Consider the following 19,228-nt stretch of genomic DNA (forward strand, 5'->3'; position numbering starts at 1 on the left):
GCATTGTCCGTCGTAGACATCGCCAATTTTCTGAAAGCTATTCTAAACTCACAGGATCTTCTTATTTATGCGATCGCTAAAGTTGTTATTAGTTAAATCAAGGCGATAATTACTGAGGTAAATAACAATTTTTACACATAAATTTTAATCGCATTTTCGGCTGGTTATAGCTAACTACTCTAAAAAACCTTTAGTTTTTAAGTCATTTAGCACAGATGCCATAAACGTATTTATGAAGTTTTAGATGCAATATTTATTACTACTTAATTATAAAGTAGTGCAAATTACCCATGACCACTGAGATTAAGATTTGCTAACGTAGTCTTAACATATTGAAAAATTTGCTGAGAAAGCTGAGAAAGTAGCAACCAACACTAATTTTTTAGTGGTGGATCTTTCTTATCTGTAGATGTAGCGTTTTAGTGTGTTAAGAATATATATTTTTGTTCAGAGGGAGTTATGGCTGTAAATTTGGCCCGGACTACTGCTTCGGCAGAACTTTTGAAGCAAGTATTCCATAACATTGATGCACATAGTTGTCCAAAGTTATTTAACTTTCACATGCACACTGTCTACTCGGATGGCAGGTTGCAGCCGAGTGCATTGATGGAGCAGGCGATCGCTATTGGGCTGAAAGGGTTAGCTATCACTGACCATCATGGTACTATGGGCTATCAAGCATCACTTGCTTGGTTAGAAGATTGGAAGTGGAGTAATCCTGGTGCTAGCACTCCTTACTTGTGGAGTGGTGTGGAAATCAATGCCAATCTTTTGGATATAGAAGTTCACATTTTGGCTTATGCTTTTGGAACAGAACACCCTAGTATGAAACCCTATCTGCAAAGAAGGCCGACTACAGGGCAAGAATATCAGGCAAGTAACGTAATTGCCGCGATTCACGAAGCTGGGGGATTGGCAGTTTTGGCTCATCCAGCTCGTTATAAGCGATCGCATTTCGATTTAATTCCTGCTGCTGCCCAAAAGGGTATCGATGGCGTGGAAACTTTCTACGCCTACAATAACCCTAACCCTTGGAAACCCAGCGTTGTGGAATCAGAACAAGTGCAAAAGTTGGCTGATGAATACTTTCTTTTCAATACCTGTGGTACTGATACCCACGGTTTGAGCCTGTTACAACGCTTGTAAAGATGAATCAATTTGTTTTTAATACCCCTGGTTCAAGTAGCCAGGAGGTTATCTTTTTTTGGATGTTCAATAGTCGAGCCTGATATTAACCCACATTTGGCAGGTTAACTTGAAAATAAGGGTATTTTCTCCAACTAAATAAAGAAACTGCTCACTGCAATATTTCCCAGCGCGGGTAAAGTACCTGTTAATCCCGTTAAATTGACCAACACATCACTACTCGACTGAAAACCAGCAATACTATCGTTAATTGCGAGATAAGTTCCGGCGAGCGCTCCACTTGTGACTTTGACTAAGACTGCACCATTCACCCCTAAAGTTTGATTTCCGGCTAAGGCTCCATTTGCATCGGTAAATACTTGATCGGCTAAATTTAGTAAGGTGGTGGCAGTGCTATCGGTAGCGCGGGAAAAACTGCTGGGTGCATTCACGGCTAGTCCCCCTTGATTCACTAAATCAATTTTATCTGTGCCAATGGTGAAGTCGGTAATGCGATCGCCTACTGATACTAATAGACCTATCCTTAATATAAGCTTTGTGGGATAATCAAAAAATAATTAAGCAATACGTGTATTCAATAATGACAAGTCCTTTAGTAAGAATTGAATTACATCCGCAAGAAGCAAAGCGATTAATCGGTATTGATTATGAGCAATTTTTAGCATTAGTAAGTTTGGCAGAAAAACGCCATTTAGAAAAACGTGCAGAAATTGAAAGGAATAAAACTCGTATTATTGCTCCTGGTGGTGGACGAAAACCGGAGATATCTTCAAAAGAAGGGATCTGCTTATGTCTAATTTATCTGCGACAAAAACCAATTTTTGAAATATTAGGTTTACTTTTTGATGTCTCCAAAACAAAAGCTAATGATGCATTTAATTATTGGGTAGAAATTTTAAGAGACATCTTACCAGCATCTCAAATAGAAGAAGTAGAAAGAGATAGTCAAAAATATCAAGAGTTGCGTCGAATGCTTGGGGAATACGAATTAATTGTAGATAGCGCAGAGCAAGCTATCTTAATGACCTGTGGACTACCAAAAGCAGAAACAATACATACTATTCTGGAAAGAAAAAGATGCCTACTCTAAAAAACCAGCTTGTTGTGCTACTGAATGGTGCAGATATCGTTGATGTATGTATTGGAAAATTAGGTAAAATAAGCGATATAAGTTTATTTCGAGAAACACGACATAAATTCAATGTTGAACAAAAGTTTATTGGTGACAAAGCTTATATTGGAGATAATGCAATTACTACACCACATAAAAAACCAAAAAAATCAGAGATTTCACAACTACAAAAGGAACAGAATAAACAATTATTTTCACGGAGAATTGGTGTTGAACACATGATATCTCGAGTAAAAATATTCCGAGTAGTGAGTGAGAAATTTCGTTTATCTCGTCATCGCTATAATCAGGTAATAATGGCAGTATGTGGACTTGTCAGATTGCGACTTAATTGCTCAGGGTTTTTATCTGTTAATACTTGAGTTTATCTAGGAAAAATAAGTTTTTATTCTTTCTATCTTTCCGCTACTAACTGATAATTTAGCTCGATAAATTCCCCCAAAGCCTTATTATTGCGTCCACCAAGCGAGTGCGATCGCACTCCGTTAAAATGGCTAAAACCATTGTATAGTAAGTATTTTGCATTTTCGGATAAGTCTATTTTTGTGACATAAGAGTGAGGGTTGACCTGCTGATGACTTTCTTTCGTTGTTTGCCCACCGAAATTTACTCAAATGAGTCCATTTTAAGAGCAATAACTCCGATGCAACAGAGCTAAAGCAAGAAAGTAACCTGATAAAATTTATTAGTTGTCAATTTCTACTGAGTTAACTAGCAGTAAAATACGCTCATAACGATGATTTTTTATTTAATCATTTAGTGAGCTTATTTGACAGTGGCTCTTGTAGGAAAGTTATCAATTTTTTGTTTCCTGTGATGGCAGCGTTAAAGGATTTCACTGATTTGCTCAGAGTGTTTTTATTCTCGTAAAATTGGTAGGTAAATATGCCTCTAGTTTATAATCAATATTTAAAACAATTTATTTTTTATCCTACAGAAGTTTCATTATCTGACTACAACGCAGGGCATCAGAAACCAAAAGTAAATGAAAATCGTAACCCTTCTTTTTATAAAAGCCCCAATATACCAGACTTACTTCAAGTAGATAATGTAGCAGTCTATCAGTCATCTAAGCAGCGAATTGACTATCTTGCCGTTTTCTTAACAGTAAGTGGATGGATAGGAATCCTGATTTATTTTTTTCATCATTTCATCAATTTTAGCTTAATTGGGTTAGGTTTTTATCTAGCAATCGAAGGATTTATATTCGGAGTTGTTAGTTGCTTTATTTATAACTATAAAGGTGATGTTCAAGATTTGCTGTGGGCTGATCTAGAAGGGAGAGGAATATTTATTCGAGAACTAAAAAGATTTTTTGAAAGACATTTCCCCAAACTTAAGTTCTTATTTCACGAAAAATATGACTATACGAAAATCAGTTTATCTTTTGATTTCAAGAAATTTAGCTTTCGCAGCAAAAAAAATCAAAGCCAAAGTATTTTTTACAAGTTAGCTTCTAGTCAGGAAGCTAAGTATAAATTTAAATATAAAGATCCCAGGTTTCAAGAATTATTGAATAAATCCCAAATTTTCGGAAAAAAGGCATCTTCTAAAGAAATGTGGCAAAGGTTAGGAATAATGTTTTTATTTAGTATTCCTTCTGAAGATGGTCTTTTTCTAGTTCCACCTTCTTTTTTGGGAATTAATATTCTAACTACAATAGTATTTTCGTTACTCTTTGGTTTTAGTCACTTTGGGAGATATTCTGCCATTAATTGTTTGCGAATAACGCTTTCTACAATCTTGATAATTCTATTTATTTTGCCAAAATACGGGTTGTTAACTTGTATCATTGGTCATGTATTATATGATTTATTTTTCTCAATACCTGATTTTCAAAGTATGGTACGTGAAACTAAACGTCAGAATTCAGTATTCAATAGCGCCTCTGGAGATACTACGAGGGAACTGAACAAATTGAAGCAGAATTACTAAGGGAATAGAGAACGGTTAACATAGAAAAAAGGTGGCTAAGTACATATTCTAGAGTTAGAGTTGTTTAATTCGCCTTAGGGAGCAACGCGATTTGGTGAGGTTGAGCAAAAAAGGTGCGATGCCTGCGGCGGGCTACGCCTACGCTAAAAACCTATGTAACTGTACTTATAATGTTTATTACTTTAAAACAAATATTAATACCGTATTAACTTCTAGATGGTTTTAAGATAGAAAAAAAGGTAGGATTCCCTTTGGAGTAAAGGTTTTGATATCTGACATCAAAACAAAAATAGGGAATGCTCACCATGAAAAATAATATATATTGGTAGGATTCAGGTCTAATATTGAGGAAGTAAAGAAGGGCGAGACAGAGAATTATCAGAATCAGCAATTAGAGCCTGTACAAAAAAATCAATAACAGACCTACCTTGACGACGACAGGTTTGAACCACTGTCAACAAATTGACAGTATGTTGAAACCGCTCCATTGAACGGGAACCACCACTAACTTTACGTTTTGTCACAGCCAAACGCAGCGAACGTTCGGCCTGATTATTATCCGGGGGAACTTCAGGATGTTCCAGGAAATACCACCATTGATGAGCTTTATCGCGCAAAGAGCGTAAAAGTTGACCTGCGGTAGCTCCGGCTAAGTCAATCCATTGAGCAATTAAGGAATGCAACTTGGATTTGAATTCATTGACCCAATCGTTGTAACTGGCGCAGTCAAGAGTCTGAAACCATCGAGCATAATTCTTAAAAGCTTCATCAATTAAGTCAACAAAAGTTTCGCCGATAGCTTGGTTGTGAAGACCAGGAAGTTGAATTAATTTTTTGAAGTGACGGCGTAGATGAGCCAAACATTTCTGTTGGGCAAAAACTGGATAGCCATTGTACACACTAAAATCGTCGCTGCTGATTACCCCGGTATAATTAGTTGAGTATTTTTTGTTTGGAAATCTTTTAGCGTAATGGTCACGCCATGTCAGATAGTACCATTTTTTTTCAAAAATATCACCAAGCCATCTATTTTTCCAGATGTAAAAATAATTGATGTAATAATTAACAGAACAAATTTGTCTTATCTAAATAGCGCTTTTTTATAAATCTGATGAGAGAAAAATAAGATACTGACTTTGAATCTTTTTCAGAGCCTAGCTTAATCGGCAGAGCTAAAAAATTATTGTTGGGAACCAAGTCAAAAAACTTAAGTTGAGTTGAGGAACATAGACCCAAAGAGGCTTACCGCAGGGTAACTCAACATTTCCAGGGCTTTGTTGGGTTGCGCTTTGCTTCACCCAACCTACAATTTTTCTAAAATCTAAAATCGCTAGGTCGAGCCTGATATTAACCCACATTTGGCACAGCTATAGTCGATTCTTAGTGGGGATCACAATCATTGAGAAATACGGTACTTCGGCTGGATCAACTTCATCCAGGGGAATGATGCGTTGCTGTGATGTTGATGCTCGTTCAATATATCTCGCCCGTGATGCTAGCCCTAATTTATGCAGGATATCTCGTACTTTAGTAAAGTGACGACCTAGTTTCATAATCGCGGCGGCATCAGTCATTAATAGATGTGTAGTTAGTTCTTCTGCTGGCAATGGGGCAGGTAAGACTGTGAGGATATCAGTGTAATAGGTGAAGGGTACACCCAAAGCTACTGGACAAGCCATCAGTGAGGAAACTCCGGGGACAACTTCTGTTTCATATTGGTCACATAATCGTGTGAACAGGTACATGAAGGAACCATAGAAAAATGGATCGCCCTCGCACAGTACTACAACATCTCGACCGGCTGCTAAATGGTCGGCGATTGGTTGAATTTCTTGGTCATAAATAGATTTTGCCTTTTCTGGCTCCAAGGCGCGGGGGAGATGAAATAGCACCTCGATTTGATTGCCAGGAAGATACTGCGCTACGATCGCTCTAGCGATACTTTGTTTATCTGTGGCTGATTGATAAGCTACCACGGGAGCCGCACGTAATAGCCGCAGCGCTTTCAGAGTCAATAGTTCTGGATCGCCTGGGCCGACACCAATTCCATAAAGACGACCTTTGGGTTTCATATTCATTCTTCCTCCGTTGCCAGGGCGTTTACTGCTGCTGCCGCGATCGCACTTCCACCGCGCCGACCGTGTAAGGTTAAAAATGGTACATTCCTGCTGTCTGCTGCCAATGCTGCTTTCGATTCGGCTGCACCGACAAACCCCACTGGAAAGCCCAAGATAATCGCAGGTTTGGGCATTCCTTCATCGAGCATTTCTAACAGTCGGAATAGGGCTGTGGGGGCATTGCCAATTGCGATTACCGATCCTTCGAGGTGCGATCGCCATAATTCTAAAGCTGCCGCCGACCTTGTAGTACCCATACTCTGGGCAAGTTCTGCCACTTCTGGCTCGTTGAGGGTACAGATAACTTGATTATTTGCAGACAACCGCCGTCTGGTAACGCCATCGGCAACCATCCGGCAATCGCAGAGAATTGGCGCTCCTGCTGCCAGTGCTGCCCTTGCGGATTGTACTGCTGTTGGTGAATATCCTAAGTCTGTGACAATATCCGTCATTCCACAGGCGTGAATCAAGCGTACAGCAACTTTTGCTACATCTGCTGGCAATACATCTAGGTTCGCTTCTGACCGGATGATTGCAAAGGAATTGCGGTAAATTTCGTTGGCATCTCGGATATAGTCGGGCATTCAATTTGGGATTTTAAATTTTGGATTGATTTGTTGGTTGATATAGATACTTTCTTTTTACTAGAAGAATATCTAATTTAATTAACCGCAGAGGCGCAGAGAAAACAGAGTAAGAGAGACGGAGGAATCAATCATCTGTATTTATCTATGCTTATATCTTCTAAGTATTTATTAAATAACTGTTGTAATTGTGCTATTGGATATCGATTAGCAAATTCCCCAAAAGACTCATCAGAATTTAAGCGTTGAATTTTATATACATATAGCATCCGCTCTATTAATGCAGGTAGTTCGGCAAAAGTTACATATTGATATAGTTCATGTCCGAATTTCTGCTTACTGTCACCAACATAAATGTGATAACCCTCTAAAGTTTGATTATCAGTCTCAATGCTGACACCCAGGAGAGTAATATCACTTTTGCCATGCTGGGCACAAGACTTTTCGCAGCCGCTAAAGTGGATATTAACTGGCGAATCGAGAGTAACGCGAGTTTCCAGATACTCTGCTAATGCCAAGGCATGACTTTTAGTGTCTGTGGCAGAAGCGGCGCAACCCTTTTTTCCAGAACAGGCAACTAATGAACTCTTGATATTGGTTGCAGAAAAATCTAATCCTAAGAAAGCAATTTCACTTTGGACATCAGCAACCCATTGCTGAGGAATATCTGTAAGGAGCAAATTTTGCCAAGGGGTTAGTCTGAGAGTTCCACTGCCGTACTTTGCTGCTAAATCTGCTAAACCTCGCATCTCTCTACTCTCCAATCGCCCAAGGGGCAAGACGACACCAAGGTAAAATAAGCCTGGCTGACGTTGGGGATGGATGCCAATATGCTGATATTTCCCCTCTCTTTGCAAAAGAGTAGAGAATTTATCCTCATTCCCTGGCGGGAGTTGGGGGGTTAGGTCTTTTCTTGTTTCACTGCATAAAAGCGGGAAAGGTAAACGCTGTTCAACTTCCTGGAGATAATTTTCACAACCCAAGGTATTCAATAACTCTAAGAGACGTAGCCGCCGCTTACTCGTAGTATGACTATGAGCTAGATAGACATCCGTCAAAGCTGCCAAGACGGGCAAACATTCCTCTGGTGATAACAAAATTCCCGTATTGCTGGGCGGTTGTCCCTTCTCGCCAACACTGAGATAGAGGCGAAAATAAACGTTACCATCAACTAAGACAGCTGCAAAGGTGATATCATTCAAGCGATCGCACACCCGAATTATTCCACTACCATCAAAGCAAACGCTAAATTTTGCCGACAGTCCCGAAAGCGCCGGATGTGCTGCAATATAATCATCCCAACCTTGGACAAAAGGGCGAGTGTCGATTAATTCTTGGGGATCGATACCAGCAGTTGGACTGGTCATAATATTGCGGATGTGGTCTACAAGAGTATTGCTAGAACCCAATCCCATCAGCTGTAGGTACTTCAGAACCTCAGCATTTATACCTGTGCGGATTTCACGAATTTGTAGGTTAGCTCGATTAGTTACGTCTATATAGCCGCCACCATGCTGATCTGCTATCTCTGCGATCGCACGGCACTGCTGACTAGTAATAATTCCACCTGGTATTCTAACGCGAGATAATATACCATCTGCGGCGGGTATAGCATAAAACAAGCCTGGACAAGTAGCAAATCCAGAAAGCAAACTTAGAACTCCTTCCCCGTGCGACGCAGGGAGTAGACGGTGAGTGTGTCTTGAGGACATCCTGAGAGTTGGCATTCTGACTTGGGTAATCCCATCACAGCTGCGGCACAGTCCCGGAATTTCACCGGAGTTTCCCAACTCTCAGCTTTAGTAATTTAGATTTTGTTTAGGTTATAGATATCAACCAGACATCATCCAGATAATTATCTTACATTACTATAGCCATAAATTTTACCTGAGCTTATCCACTGATGTGTTAACGCTAGTGCGATCGTGCGGACTTATAGTTTCCATCCCCGTGAGGGGTAAAGGAATTAAAACATTGCATGGAGAAAGGAAAGCATCATTTGCAGAAAAGTTTCCATCCCCGTGAGGGGTAAAGGAATTAAAACTATTTTTCAGCGGAAATAGTATGAATATTTCTGGAGGGTTTCCATCCCCGTGAGGGGTAAAGGAATTAAAACAAATTTATCCCTCTGGTAAATGCAGTCAACACCTGTGCGTTTCCATCCCCGTGAGGGGTAAAGGAATTAAAACTAGTTTTATTAACTCTCGGAGGGTTACATACCTTCAACGTTTCCATCCCCGTGAGGGGTAAAGGAATTAAAACCCTACCCATTTAGAAGCCTTATGCAGACAGAGTTACAAATACCCATTTTCGCGGGGGGTCTAATTTATCTGTCAATAAGCTACTATTATTGAGAATTTAGCCCTGGTAGACCCTTCTCAAAAGCTTACTCAGAAAGATTTTCGCGGGGGTCAACGAAAGAATAAGGGTTTTGGCGATCGCTATACCCCCGCGAAAAACTTGCGTGTGCAAAGTCAAAATAAATACTTTTGCTTTCACCAAGAAACTTGTGATTGAATTGTCAAGGTTCTGTTATTAATGAGCGCGAGAATAACATACTACTCTTAAATTATCAAGTCGGTACTAATTCACCAGGACGCAACTTTGACCACTTACCCGTTTCCCGCTTGAAGCTCAGACAACCAACAACGTCCCATTCCATTTCAATTACATCATCTTGAGTCCGAATGTTGACATTGATCGAAGGTTCATTCGGATCAAAATCTGGTGTTTCAGTCAAGTGAGGCTGTTGGTGCTGCCCTTCCACGGCATGATAGGTAACACAGCTGTCTACATAGTGGCAGTTCACGCAAATACACATAATAGAACCAACTCCAGGGGCCTTTATTGTTAATGTAACTTAAGCCCAACTGTTATTTATGAGTTGCTGGGTTGATTTTTATTACAATGCATGAATCAGTTTCTTCTAGCCTAGCTCCCGAAAATTGGCCTTTTAGCTTGGAATTTTTGCCACAACCTGCTTATATGGTAGGTGGCGCTGTCCGAGATGCCATCCTTGGCAGAACTCGCGAATATCTGGATCTAGATTTTGTTATCCCATGTAAGGCAGTAAAGGTAGCGAGAGCGATCGCTCATCATTATAAAGCTGGTTTTGTACTACTTGATGCCGAGCGACAAATTGCCCGTGTGGTTTTTCCCCACGCCACAGCAGACTTTGCCCAACAAGAAGGAAATAGCTTAGAAGTTGATTTGCACAGACGGGATTTTACAGTAAATGCGATCGCCTATAATCCCCATACGCAAGAAATTATCGATCCTCTACAAGGTTGTGTAGACTTACAACAGGGAATTTTGCGAATGGTTTCACCCGCAAACCTAGAAGACGATCCTTTGCGGTTAATGCGAGGTTATCGCCAAGCTGCCCAACTAGGTTTTACTATTGAGCCAGCTACCCAAGCTGCAATTCGTTCTTTGGCATCACATATCAGCACAATTGCAGCCGAACGATTTAGGGTAGAAATTGGCTATTTACTGGCTAATTCTTTGGGTACTCCTTGGATTACAAGCGCTTGGGAAGATGGTTTACTTACTCCTTTCTTCAAAAACGCCACCCGTGAAAACTTACTCAAACTAGCAGCAGTTGATAATGCAGCTGCCTTACTTACAGAGAATTGGCAACAATTAGGGGCACAGCTGCAAGAGTCTGTCCGCGATAGTATCAAAACCACTTGGTTAGGTATTGCCAAACTTGCAAGTCTAGTCAACCCAAATCCAGAATTAGCAGAAATAGAGCTACAAGAACTAACTTATAGTCGTGCCGAAATCCGGGGTGTAACCACTGCACTAAAACTGTTACCGCAGTTTCAAGTAACGGATATGTCTTTGCGAGAACAATACTTTTTATTCTATGATGCAGACATTGTGTTTCCTGCCACGGCAGTGCTAGCTGTAGCAGTTGATCATTTCGTAGAGGCGATATCTGCTGAGAAGCCACTACACCCAGCAGTCGCTACAACAGAGGAAACCAAAGCAAAACGCTGGCAAGTCTTAGCATCTTTAATCAACCGCTACCTGAACCCTGATGATCTGGTCGCTCATCCCGCTCCGCTACTGAGCGGGAAGGAGTTGATCGTAGCATTAGATATTCCGGCTTCGCCAATCATCGGCCAACTGTTGAAAGAAATTGCCGTAGCACAAGCTGAGGGAAAAGTCTCAACACCAACAGAAGCGATCGCTCTTGCACGTCAGTTACTTGATGCTTAAATATACTTAATCCATTTCTGCTGATATTACCTTAATTTAAATGCCTGGGGCGATCGCTAACCTTTGTCGCAGTGCGGGATACACTGACACAATTTTGGCATCTTTGCGTAAGGCTAGTAAATCCACAACCCCAAGTCTTTTACGTGTTACTTACTTAATAAAAAATCGCAATTCTTTTAGTCAACCTTTGCAAATACATACATCAGTTATGCTAATATTTGCTTGACGTTATGATTGTCTTATTATATTATTCCCTAAAATTCAGTGGAAATAATCAACCTAATGGACTATACACCAGGCCATTTGTTTTATGCCTTAATTAGTTACCTGAATATACCTTCGTATATTTACTTAAGTAATTACTATAAAAAAAGACCTCAAAATTTTCCTGATGGATGGAATCTTTATGCGTAGACTTTATTGGACAGGATTAACTGCTTATGAATGAACAGCCTTTAATTTTGGTTGTAGAACAGAGTCTACATGATTTAGAATTACTTAATTCTCATCTAGGAACATTAAATTTCTCATGTATTTGTACCAAGCAAGGAGTGAGAGCTGTGGTATTGGCACAAACTCATCAACCAGATTTAATTTTGCTAGATATGATGCTATCTAATTTGAGTGCTAACCAAGTCATTGATGATCTCAAACACGACTCAAAAACTGCTACTATTCCAATCATTGCAGTAGCACCTCCAGCAATGGCACAAGATGAAGCATCCCCAATGCTCACAGGGATTGATGATTGCATTACTAAACCCTATGATTTAAATCAATTAGAAGTAGTAATCAATCGCCACATCAGTCAGCCACATGCCTAACATTTACTTTGGGATATAGATTCGGGATTATGAGCCTCAGATAAATTGAAAACCACAATAATCCCGGTACGACCTGTTGCTAAATTTGTGTTGATTATGAGGTCAAGGACTGGCTTACCAATAATTTCCTCAATCAAACTTTTCAATTCTGGTTTAATTATTTTCTCTAAATATAATCGTACTTGTTCAGCTAAATTATCATAACCTCCCTTCAATAGAGTTTGTTCAGCTTGGGTAACTGAGTTTTCTAGAGAAATGACAATTTCAGTATCAAAAAAATGGCAAATTATTTGGCTAGGAGGCTTACCTATTCTATCATTATAGAATTTGATTATCCGCTGTGATAGTTCTCTTTCTAATTGTCCAATATTCGCTTGTACCATTAGCAGCTATGATATAAATATTTATCATTCGAGTCTTGGAATCGAAGTATTCAACATTATAGTAGACGATTATAAAAATGTCAGGAATAATCAATCAATGTTGTGTATAAAAATAGTGGATTAACTTGATTATTTGCTATGGATTTATTTTAAAAAACTTCAAAGTTGGACTAAGTAAAAGTTGTTAATCAACGATTTGGGCAGTGTTGGGTTAATTACTGCATTGCTCATCAATTACTCAGAGGTTGTTTAAAAAGTCTAATTTATTATTCACGGACGACTAGTACCGCAAGGCGGAATTAAAAATTAAAAATTAAAAATTAAAAATCAATACAACGTAGGCGTTTCATTGATTTAGAATGGGTGGTTTATTTCCGCAGTGCTGTACTAGAAGTCCCCGCTACACAAACAAAACCCACCTCCGTGGGTTAAAATCCTTGATTTTCTGTTAGTTTACGGAAGTGGACTAAGTTTTGTGTAGTAGCGAATTCTATTCACCTAATACTTTTAAAACATCTTCTCATAGGCAATCAGCTTATTGGGTGCAAAATAAGGGAATCGCCAATAAAAAAATATCCAATCTGGATATTTTTTTATTTTGAAGTTCCTAAGCGTTGCATCTCCCAATCTAAGAATTAGGTTTTTTTATGGTATAAAAAAATATGCCTCACCCGTGCTTATAGCATCAATCCCAGCATCCATCCAAAATTCCCTGTTCTTTGGTGGTGGGTAAAAGCCTCCACATAATTTTAAGGGTTTGGTACCCAATCCCTAATCCTTAATCCCCAGTCCCTTTTTCAACAGCTAAACACGTCAGAACCGTTGCATTTATGCATATACCCACATAACTACCATTTGTGAAAGGTTAGAATTTAGAAGCTTTATTAACACCAGTAGTTTTTGCTCAACAAAAATATTATAAGCAATTAGGATTACGAGATAGAATTCTGAATTTATCGTTAATGGTGGCAGCAGTATTAACACTTTTATGGCGACAAGTTCCTGGCGTTCAAGAGTTAAATCGTCTATTAGCACGAGAAGGTTTGTTATGGTGTGGAGTTACTAAAGTTACTCAACAATCGTTATCAGAAAGATTTTTAGTATTTCCTGCTGAATTATTTGAGCGCGTTTTTAAAGATTTACTACCTCAGTTACAATTGAATTGGCAACAACGAATCAGACGACCATTACCAAACAGTGTTAAGTTCGCACTACTTAATTTTGAACGAGTTTGGATAGCTGATGGATCTACATTAGAAGCCTTATTCCGCAAGCTAAAAAGCCTAGAACACTTGAAAACAGGGCAACTAGCAGGGAAGACTTGTACAGTTATTGATTTGGTTAATCGTTTACCTGTCGAAGTTTGGTTTCACACTAATCCAGCAGCATCGGACACTAATTTTGAAGTAGCATTATTAAATTTACTGCCTCCTAAAACTCTGATTTTACTTGACAGAGGTTTTTATCATTTCCAATTCTTGCAACAACTCATTAACCAAGAAGTCCATTTTATTACACGTTTAAAAGCCAAAGCATCTATTAAATACTTAAAGATTTTTAGCTATGACCATTCCATTAAAGACCGATTGATTCAACTAGGTACTGTTCGGCGCGGCGCACCAGTTCTCACTTTACGTTTAATCGAAATTAAAATTGGGTTTTACTAGCTATTCTTACATTACTTCTGTCCTTGACCCCAAAATATTACCTCCCTATGTCGTTGCAGATTTATATCGCCGAAGGTGGAGAGTTGAAGAAGCTTTTTACACAGTTAAACGCTTGCTAGGGCTATCTTATTTATGGACTGGTTCTATTAATGGTATCAAGCTACAAGTCTGGGCTAATTGGTTATTTTATGCTGTTTTGGCTGACTTGGGAGATGCGGTTGCAGATGAATTATCTCTGCCATTCGACCGTATTTCTTTGGAGATGATTTTTCGTGGTTTATACCATTTTAGTGTCGCGCAAGAAAGAGGTAAAGCGGATGACCCAATTCAGTACTTCGCTGCAAAAGAAAATCAAGATTTAGGAGTTGTTAAAGCGCTGCGAAAACCAGTCTCCAAGCTCGATTTATCCCCTTTTCCTGCACCCTCTTGACAAAAGTGCAATCACTCTAACCTCTCACTGATGCATAGCTACAGGGTTTTTGAGAGCAGCGATCGCACTAAATCACCCATAATATACACTTTCATGCCCCCAGTTGCCGCAAAAATACCTTATGGTTGGCTTTTTCTCATTTCATAGCGATTGATCTAATTTTCAAGACGTTCATGGACACGAGAAAGCAAGTCTGTAAGCATCTTGATTCTGAATTCCTGGATTCTGAATTCTAAACTCTTCTTCAAGAGTCTAAATATCTAGCATGATATTAGTCACATTGCTGAATACAGTCAAGAACACAGAAAATTCATAAATAGCAATTAATCACTGCAAATTTAAAGATGACTTTAAAAATGATTTAATCGATATATTTTGTGAGAAAGTTAATACAAAGGTATATTCACTGATTTCAAATTCATGGATTCTTTATCTATCAATTCCTTACTTGAAGAGTTAAAAAACCCCGATGCCACAGTCCGGGACAAAGCAACCAGAAAAATCTGGCGGATCTGGTTTCAGCAAAAGGGAATCTATGGACTGGAAATAATTGACCGCAGTCAAAAATTACTGGATGCAGGCGAAATTGCTGAAGCTGAAACAGCGCTGACGGCACTAATTAAAGACCAGCCAGACTTTGCTGAAGCTTGGAATCGTCGGGCTTTCCTCTATTACAGTGTTGGTGATTATCAAAAATCTCTAGCAGATTGTCAGATGGTTGTGCAGATAAATCCAATACATTTTGGTGCGCTTCATGGTATGGGCTTGTGTTATGCGGCACTAGGAGAGTATAGTCAGGCTATCAGAGCTTTTCAGCGCGCTTTAGAAATTCAGCCCTATTCGCTAGTGAATCAAAAGTTGATTCTAGAATGTACGTTTAGATTTAGCTACAACGGCAGATAGGAGAGAAAGCTATACTGTTTTATGAATCCGTCATCACCCTCATCAACAGCAATTCATCGCCTTAGTCGCCACAATTTTATTCAATACGGTTCCATCTGCATTGGTAGCAGCGTTATTGCTGCTTGTACTAACAGCAACCAACCGTCAACTAGCAGTTCTCAGTTGAATAAAGTTACCTTTGGTACAAATTGGATAGCACAAGTAGAACATGGTGGATTTTATCAGGTGATATCTACGACAGGCTGTGCTGACGCCACTGGTATTTACAAAGAGTACAGTTTAGATGTAACTATCAAAATGAGCGACCCTCAGGTTCCCAGTAGTACTCAATTGTTGATGGGGAGTGCGGTAGATTTCTTTATAGGTTATGGCATGGATGCCTTAAACATCTAGCACAAAATATTCCCAAAATCACAGTCGCAGTAATTTTCCAGAAATACCCCTGGTGTCTGATTGCACATCCCAACCCAGCAATGAAAACCCTTGCCGATCTTAAAGGCAAACCAATTTATGTCTCTGCTGCTAACATTATTGGCTATTACTAGAAGCTAACTATGATTTTACCGACGATCAAAAGTGTCCCTACAACTATCTTTCCAATTCGGTAATCTTGCAACTATTTTATGCTTAAAAAAGAAAATTTACCATTGATACCATTTGCTTCCATCTTGAGTTGAGCAACGTAAAACTCTTTTTGAATTACATCACCTGTTGGTGTAAAAGCAATTTCACCGAGAGGAGTTTGAAAGTTTTTTGTTAATAATTCCTTATTCAATTCTGTACGCAACTGTGGCAGTTTCAATTTATTAATGTTGTTTTTTTTATCTAAAGATTGCAGAGCTTCTACATATACCTGTAAAGCAGCAAAAGCTTGAGCGCTGACTTGGGGTGGTTCTCTATGATATTGTTCAAGATAGGCTTTGCGAAATGCGATGTTAATTTCACTGGGATATACAGGGCTATAAGCTTGAGCCACAATCACGCCATCACAAAGCGCTCTGCACACAGAAAATATATGAGATGTGTTAAAACCATTGCCACCAACAATTATTCCTTTATAACCAAGTTCTCGTAATTGTTTAACTAAATTACCTCCATCTACAGCTAACCCAGATATAATCACTAAATCTGGTTTTAAATTAATCGCATCGCTGGCTTGAGCTTGAAAGTCGGTATCTGTAGTTTGAAACTTTTGGACTGTAACTAAATCCAATCCTAAATTTTTAACTGTTTTCTGAAATATTTCTGTTTCCGACTTATTAAAAGCATCATTTTGAGCGTAGAATACAGCTACTCTTTTGATTTTAGGATTTTGTTTGAGTGCAGCTTTCACCGAATAAGGAGCGACAACAGCGACAGATGAAGAAACACGAGCCACATAATCACCAATTTCGGGAATACCTTTAGCAGTATTTGATGCCCCAATAACTGGAACTTGATTGCGTTCTGCTACAGGATCGGCACTAAAAGCTTGTTGTGATAGGGTAGGGCCAATAATACCAACAACTTTATCTTTACTAATTAAAGTTTGAAAAGCATTAATAGCACCAACTTCATCGCCACTCGTATCTTGATAGACTAATTTAATTGGTCTACCATTAATACCTCCTTTGTGATTAAAATACTTTTCAGCAATTTTTACTCCATCAGTTCCCTCTTGACCAAGTAATGCTACATTGCTCGTTTGTGCAAAGGCAATACCGATAGGAATAGCATTTGGCTTATTCGCAGAATTGCCATCATTACCGCCACTTCTACCACAAGCCATCAGCAGCATAGAGCATGTAAATAGTAAAGCAGTTTGATGTGTGAGAGATTTTTTCATAGATGCGTGAAGATGATTTTTGCTACGATAATAATGGATTATACATCCAATAGTAATATCGCTATAGTTTTAACATTTAACTTTGAAGTTATATACTGCTTATCCGTTGCACTCAATCACAAAAAACGAGAAATCTTTTCTGCTGACTTTCTGGTATCAACGGTAGTTGGAACTATATCATCATTTTTATGAGATATATTTGTGCGACTAACACATCTAACTCTTTATATCTTAATCCGCTTTATTTAAGGGCTACTGGCAACAATTTTGGGTTTTCAAGACGCGATAAATCGCCGTCTCTACAAGTATTTTTGGCTGATATAGACTGGATTAATTTATATCATTTCTGGAGACTTATTAGTATTTAATCATTTCATTACTGACTAGAATTAGCTATATTAAGTAGGGGACATGAAAGTACTGTGAAACAAGAAAACTGGGATTTTAAAACGCATCAGGTAGCAAAGGTTTACGCAGAGAATTAACTCCTCTGCGAACCTTTGCGCTTCCCTCAGCGCCCCTCTGCGTTAAAAAAAAGGATATATTATGACGACAAAATTAGATGCCCTCATTAATTCTCTAGAAGGCATAGAAACCATCACCGATTCCGCCCAAGTCGCAAAATTATCTCAGGATTATCACACCTTTAGCCCAGTGCTAGTACCGAAACTAGAGGGAAAAGTCGGGGATATCGTAGTGCGTCCTGCCAATGAAGCAGAAGTCTTAAAAGTTGCAGCTGCCTGTGCGAAACACCGCGTACCCATAACTGTACGGGGTGCGGGAACAGGGAATTATGGGCAATGTGTACCACTACATGGTGGCGTAATTTTAGATATGACGCGGATGCAAGAGATTCTTTGGGTAAAACCGGGGGTGGCGCGGGTAGAAGCTGGGGTAAAGTTGGCGGCTTTGGATAAAAAAAACACGAGAAATCGGCTGGGAAATCCGCATGGCACCCTCCACATACCGCACAGCGACAATTGGCGGATTTATTGCTGGGGGTAGTGGGGGCATTGGTTCAATCCAATATGGGTTACTAGCCGAACGCGGTAATATCCTAGCATTGCGAGTGGTAACTGTAGAAGATCAACCCCGTGCGATCGCATTACGCGGCGACGATGTGCAAAAAGTGAATCATGCTTGGGGAATTAATGGCATTATCACCGAAGTCGAAATCCCTTTGGGACCAGCTTATCCTTGGGCAGAAGTCATTGTGACATTTGATGAGTTTATGACAGCAGCAAAGTTTGGTCAGGCTCTTGGCAATGCTGATGGCATGATTAAGAAGTTGATTTCTGTTTTTGCATCCCAAATTCCCCAATATTTTCACGCCTTACAAGAATACATTCCTGAAGGGACACACCCAGTATTTTTGATAATTGCTGAATCAAGTTTGGAATTCTTACCGGGTTTGGTGCAGCAATACGGCGGCCAGATTACATATAGAAAACCAGCAGAGGAAGCGGCTAAAGGTATACATTTAGCAGAATTTGGCTGGAACCATACCACCTTACTTGCCCGGAGTGTAGATACGGGTATTACTTACTTACAAAGCATGTTTCCTGGTAAGCACAGTTTGCAACTAATAGAGCAAATGTATCATCACTTCGGTGATGAGGTAATGATGCATTTAGAATTTTTTCGGGTGAATGGTGTTGTAGTTCCTGGTGCTTTGCAACTTGTGCGTTACACCACAGAAGAACGTCTCAACGAGATTATCCGCTATCACGAAGAACAGGGTGTGAGTATTGCTAATCCCCACACATATATTATTGAAGACGGCGGCAGAAAAGTTATTGATCCTGAGCAGTTAAAATTTAAAGAAATTGTTGATCCTTATGGGTTGATGAATCCCGGTAAAAGCAAGGTTATTCAATTCCAAATTCAAAATTGAACAGGGGATTGAGGATTGGTAAAATTTGTATGGGTATACCGTAGCTAGTTTCTCTGTATATTTGTGTAACCTCATACCAAAAAGCTAGTTGCTGGGCGTTTATAATTTGTGGTTTGATTTTAAGAGCCGTGGAGATAACCCAAAATCCAACATCTCAGAATCGC

General features: G+C 39.3%; 16 protein-coding genes, 2 pseudogenes, 1 CRISPR repeat array and 1 riboswitch. Of the genes and pseudogenes, 10 read left to right on the forward strand and 8 right to left on the reverse strand.

Annotated elements, in window-relative coordinates; all coding sequences use genetic code 11:
- The first annotated feature begins 459 nt into the window (after positions 1-459).
- Positions 460-1,146, forward strand: a complete 687-nt coding sequence (locus FD723_RS12060; protein ID WP_179065552.1) for a PHP domain-containing protein — start codon at positions 460-462, stop codon at positions 1,144-1,146.
- 134 nt (positions 1,147-1,280) lie between these two features.
- Here FD723_RS12060 and FD723_RS12065 read toward each other — a convergent pair whose 3' ends face one another.
- Positions 1,281-1,598, reverse strand: coding sequence for a bluetail domain-containing putative surface protein (locus FD723_RS12065; protein WP_218651815.1), 318 nt, complete (start codon positions 1,596-1,598; stop codon positions 1,281-1,283).
- A gap of 128 nt (positions 1,599-1,726) precedes the next feature.
- Between FD723_RS12065 and FD723_RS42700 the strand changes: the two genes are divergently transcribed.
- The 3 genes from FD723_RS42700 to FD723_RS12075 all read left to right on the forward strand — a co-directional run bounded on the left by FD723_RS42700 (position 1,727) and on the right by FD723_RS12075 (position 4,213).
- Positions 1,727-2,236 carry a transposase family protein gene (locus FD723_RS42700; RefSeq protein WP_256875155.1) on the forward strand — a complete coding sequence of 170 codons (510 nt, stop codon included), beginning with the start codon at positions 1,727-1,729 and terminating at the stop codon, positions 2,234-2,236.
- Positions 2,224-2,640 carry a transposase family protein gene (locus FD723_RS42705; protein WP_256875156.1) on the forward strand — a complete coding sequence of 139 codons (417 nt, stop codon included), beginning with the start codon at positions 2,224-2,226 and terminating at the stop codon, positions 2,638-2,640. The genes FD723_RS42700 and FD723_RS42705 overlap by 13 nt, the downstream gene beginning before the upstream one ends.
- A 523-nt stretch (positions 2,641-3,163) precedes the next feature.
- On the forward strand, positions 3,164-4,213 hold the full coding sequence (locus FD723_RS12075; protein WP_179065553.1) for a hypothetical protein: 1,050 nt from the start codon (positions 3,164-3,166) through the stop codon (positions 4,211-4,213).
- Positions 4,214-4,551: 338 nt separating this feature from the next.
- Here the strand turns inward: FD723_RS12075 and FD723_RS12080 are convergent, their stop codons facing one another.
- The 5 genes from FD723_RS12080 to FD723_RS12100 form a co-directional block, all read right to left on the reverse strand.
- Positions 4,552-5,298 carry a transposase gene (locus FD723_RS12080; protein WP_372743816.1) on the reverse strand — a complete coding sequence of 249 codons (747 nt, stop codon included), beginning with the start codon at positions 5,296-5,298 and terminating at the stop codon, positions 4,552-4,554.
- Positions 5,299-5,580: 282 nt separating this feature from the next.
- Positions 5,581-6,285 (reverse strand): precorrin-2 C(20)-methyltransferase, encoded by a 705-nt coding sequence (locus FD723_RS12085; protein ID WP_179065554.1) that lies wholly within the window; start codon positions 6,283-6,285, stop codon positions 5,581-5,583.
- Positions 6,286-6,287: 2 nt separating this feature from the next.
- Positions 6,288-6,914 carry a precorrin-8X methylmutase gene (locus FD723_RS12090; protein ID WP_179065555.1) on the reverse strand — a complete coding sequence of 209 codons (627 nt, stop codon included), beginning with the start codon at positions 6,912-6,914 and terminating at the stop codon, positions 6,288-6,290.
- 131 nt (positions 6,915-7,045) lie between these two features.
- Positions 7,046-8,626 (reverse strand): precorrin-3B synthase, encoded by a 1,581-nt coding sequence (gene cobG / locus FD723_RS12095; RefSeq protein WP_372743800.1) that lies wholly within the window; start codon positions 8,624-8,626, stop codon positions 7,046-7,048.
- Positions 8,615-8,724, reverse strand: a riboswitch (cobalamin riboswitch). (Overlaps the previous gene by 12 nt.)
- Before the next feature lie 128 nt (positions 8,725-8,852).
- A CRISPR array of direct repeats spans positions 8,853-9,176; the repeat unit is 35 nt; unit sequence GTTTCCATCCCCGTGAGGGGTAAAGGAATTAAAAC.
- Positions 9,177-9,486: 310 nt separating this feature from the next.
- Entirely contained in the window at positions 9,487-9,735 is a 249-nt protein-coding gene (locus tag FD723_RS12100) for a Ycf34 family protein (RefSeq protein WP_069074638.1), read from the reverse strand.
- Between the two features lie 86 nt (positions 9,736-9,821).
- Here FD723_RS12100 and FD723_RS12105 point away from each other — a divergent pair, with 86 nt between their 5' ends.
- A complete protein-coding gene (locus FD723_RS12105; protein WP_179065557.1) occupies positions 9,822-11,138 on the forward strand; it encodes a CCA tRNA nucleotidyltransferase in 1,317 nt (438 codons plus the stop codon).
- Between the two features lie 440 nt (positions 11,139-11,578).
- Entirely contained in the window at positions 11,579-11,962 is a 384-nt protein-coding gene (locus FD723_RS12110; RefSeq protein WP_179065558.1) for a PleD family two-component system response regulator, read from the forward strand.
- Here FD723_RS12110 and FD723_RS12115 read toward each other — a convergent pair.
- Complete coding sequence (locus FD723_RS12115; RefSeq protein ID WP_179065559.1) at positions 11,959-12,345, reverse strand: DUF2294 domain-containing protein; 387 nt, start codon at positions 12,343-12,345, stop codon at positions 11,959-11,961. The two genes, FD723_RS12110 and FD723_RS12115, sit on opposite strands and share 4 nt — an antisense overlap.
- An 869-nt stretch (positions 12,346-13,214) precedes the next feature.
- Between FD723_RS12115 and FD723_RS42710 the strand changes: the two are divergent.
- The 3 genes and pseudogenes from FD723_RS42710 to FD723_RS42715 form a co-directional block, all read left to right on the forward strand.
- Positions 13,215-14,430 (forward strand): annotated as a pseudogene (locus tag FD723_RS42710) (IS4 family transposase); the annotation flags it as partial.
- Positions 14,431-14,862: 432 nt separating this feature from the next.
- On the forward strand, positions 14,863-15,345 hold the full coding sequence (locus FD723_RS12130) for a tetratricopeptide repeat protein (RefSeq protein WP_179065562.1): 483 nt from the start codon (positions 14,863-14,865) through the stop codon (positions 15,343-15,345).
- Between the two features lie 21 nt (positions 15,346-15,366).
- Positions 15,367-15,738 carry a hypothetical protein gene (locus tag FD723_RS42715; RefSeq protein ID WP_179065563.1) on the forward strand — a complete coding sequence of 124 codons (372 nt, stop codon included), beginning with the start codon at positions 15,367-15,369 and terminating at the stop codon, positions 15,736-15,738.
- Positions 15,739-15,961: 223 nt separating this feature from the next.
- Here FD723_RS42715 and FD723_RS12140 read toward each other — a convergent pair whose 3' ends face one another.
- On the reverse strand, positions 15,962-17,170 hold the full coding sequence (locus FD723_RS12140; protein ID WP_179065564.1) for an ABC transporter substrate-binding protein: 1,209 nt from the start codon (positions 17,168-17,170) through the stop codon (positions 15,962-15,964).
- A 546-nt stretch (positions 17,171-17,716) separates the two neighbouring features.
- On the opposite strand from FD723_RS12140, the pseudogene FD723_RS12145 reads away from it, so the two are divergent.
- Positions 17,717-19,064: pseudogene (locus tag FD723_RS12145) on the forward strand (FAD-binding oxidoreductase).
- Positions 19,065-19,228 lie beyond the last annotated feature (164 nt).

The sequence above is a fragment of the Nostoc sp. C052 genome (assembly GCF_013393905.1).
Classification (GTDB): Bacteria; Cyanobacteriota; Cyanobacteriia; order Cyanobacteriales; family Nostocaceae; genus Nostoc.

What these genes read in the sequence shown, in the direction of transcription:
- FD723_RS12060 (WP_179065552.1), top strand. Translation starts at nt 460, where the DNA reads ATGGCTGTAAATTTGGCCCGGACTACTGCTTCGGCAGAACTTTTGAAG.
- FD723_RS42700 (WP_256875155.1), top strand. Translation starts at nt 1,727, where the DNA reads ATGACAAGTCCTTTAGTAAGAATTGAATTACATCCGCAAGAAGCAAAG.
- FD723_RS42705 (WP_256875156.1), top strand. Translation starts at nt 2,224, where the DNA reads ATGCCTACTCTAAAAAACCAGCTTGTTGTGCTACTGAATGGTGCAGAT.
- FD723_RS12075 (WP_179065553.1), top strand. Translation starts at nt 3,164, where the DNA reads ATGCCTCTAGTTTATAATCAATATTTAAAACAATTTATTTTTTATCCT.
- FD723_RS12085 (WP_179065554.1), bottom strand. Translation starts at nt 6,285, where the DNA reads ATGAAACCCAAAGGTCGTCTTTATGGAATTGGTGTCGGCCCAGGCGAT.
- FD723_RS12090 (WP_179065555.1), bottom strand. Translation starts at nt 6,914, where the DNA reads ATGCCCGACTATATCCGAGATGCCAACGAAATTTACCGCAATTCCTTT.
- cobG (WP_372743800.1), bottom strand. Translation starts at nt 8,626, where the DNA reads ATGTCCTCAAGACACACTCACCGTCTACTCCCTGCGTCGCACGGGGAA.
- FD723_RS12100 (WP_069074638.1), bottom strand. Translation starts at nt 9,735, where the DNA reads ATGTGTATTTGCGTGAACTGCCACTATGTAGACAGCTGTGTTACCTAT.
- FD723_RS12105 (WP_179065557.1), top strand. Translation starts at nt 9,822, where the DNA reads ATGCATGAATCAGTTTCTTCTAGCCTAGCTCCCGAAAATTGGCCTTTT.
- FD723_RS12110 (WP_179065558.1), top strand. Translation starts at nt 11,579, where the DNA reads ATGAATGAACAGCCTTTAATTTTGGTTGTAGAACAGAGTCTACATGAT.
- FD723_RS12115 (WP_179065559.1), bottom strand. Translation starts at nt 12,345, where the DNA reads ATGGTACAAGCGAATATTGGACAATTAGAAAGAGAACTATCACAGCGG.
- FD723_RS12130 (WP_179065562.1), top strand. Translation starts at nt 14,863, where the DNA reads ATGGATTCTTTATCTATCAATTCCTTACTTGAAGAGTTAAAAAACCCC.
- FD723_RS42715 (WP_179065563.1), top strand. Translation starts at nt 15,367, where the DNA reads ATGAATCCGTCATCACCCTCATCAACAGCAATTCATCGCCTTAGTCGC.
- FD723_RS12140 (WP_179065564.1), bottom strand. Translation starts at nt 17,170, where the DNA reads ATGAAAAAATCTCTCACACATCAAACTGCTTTACTATTTACATGCTCT.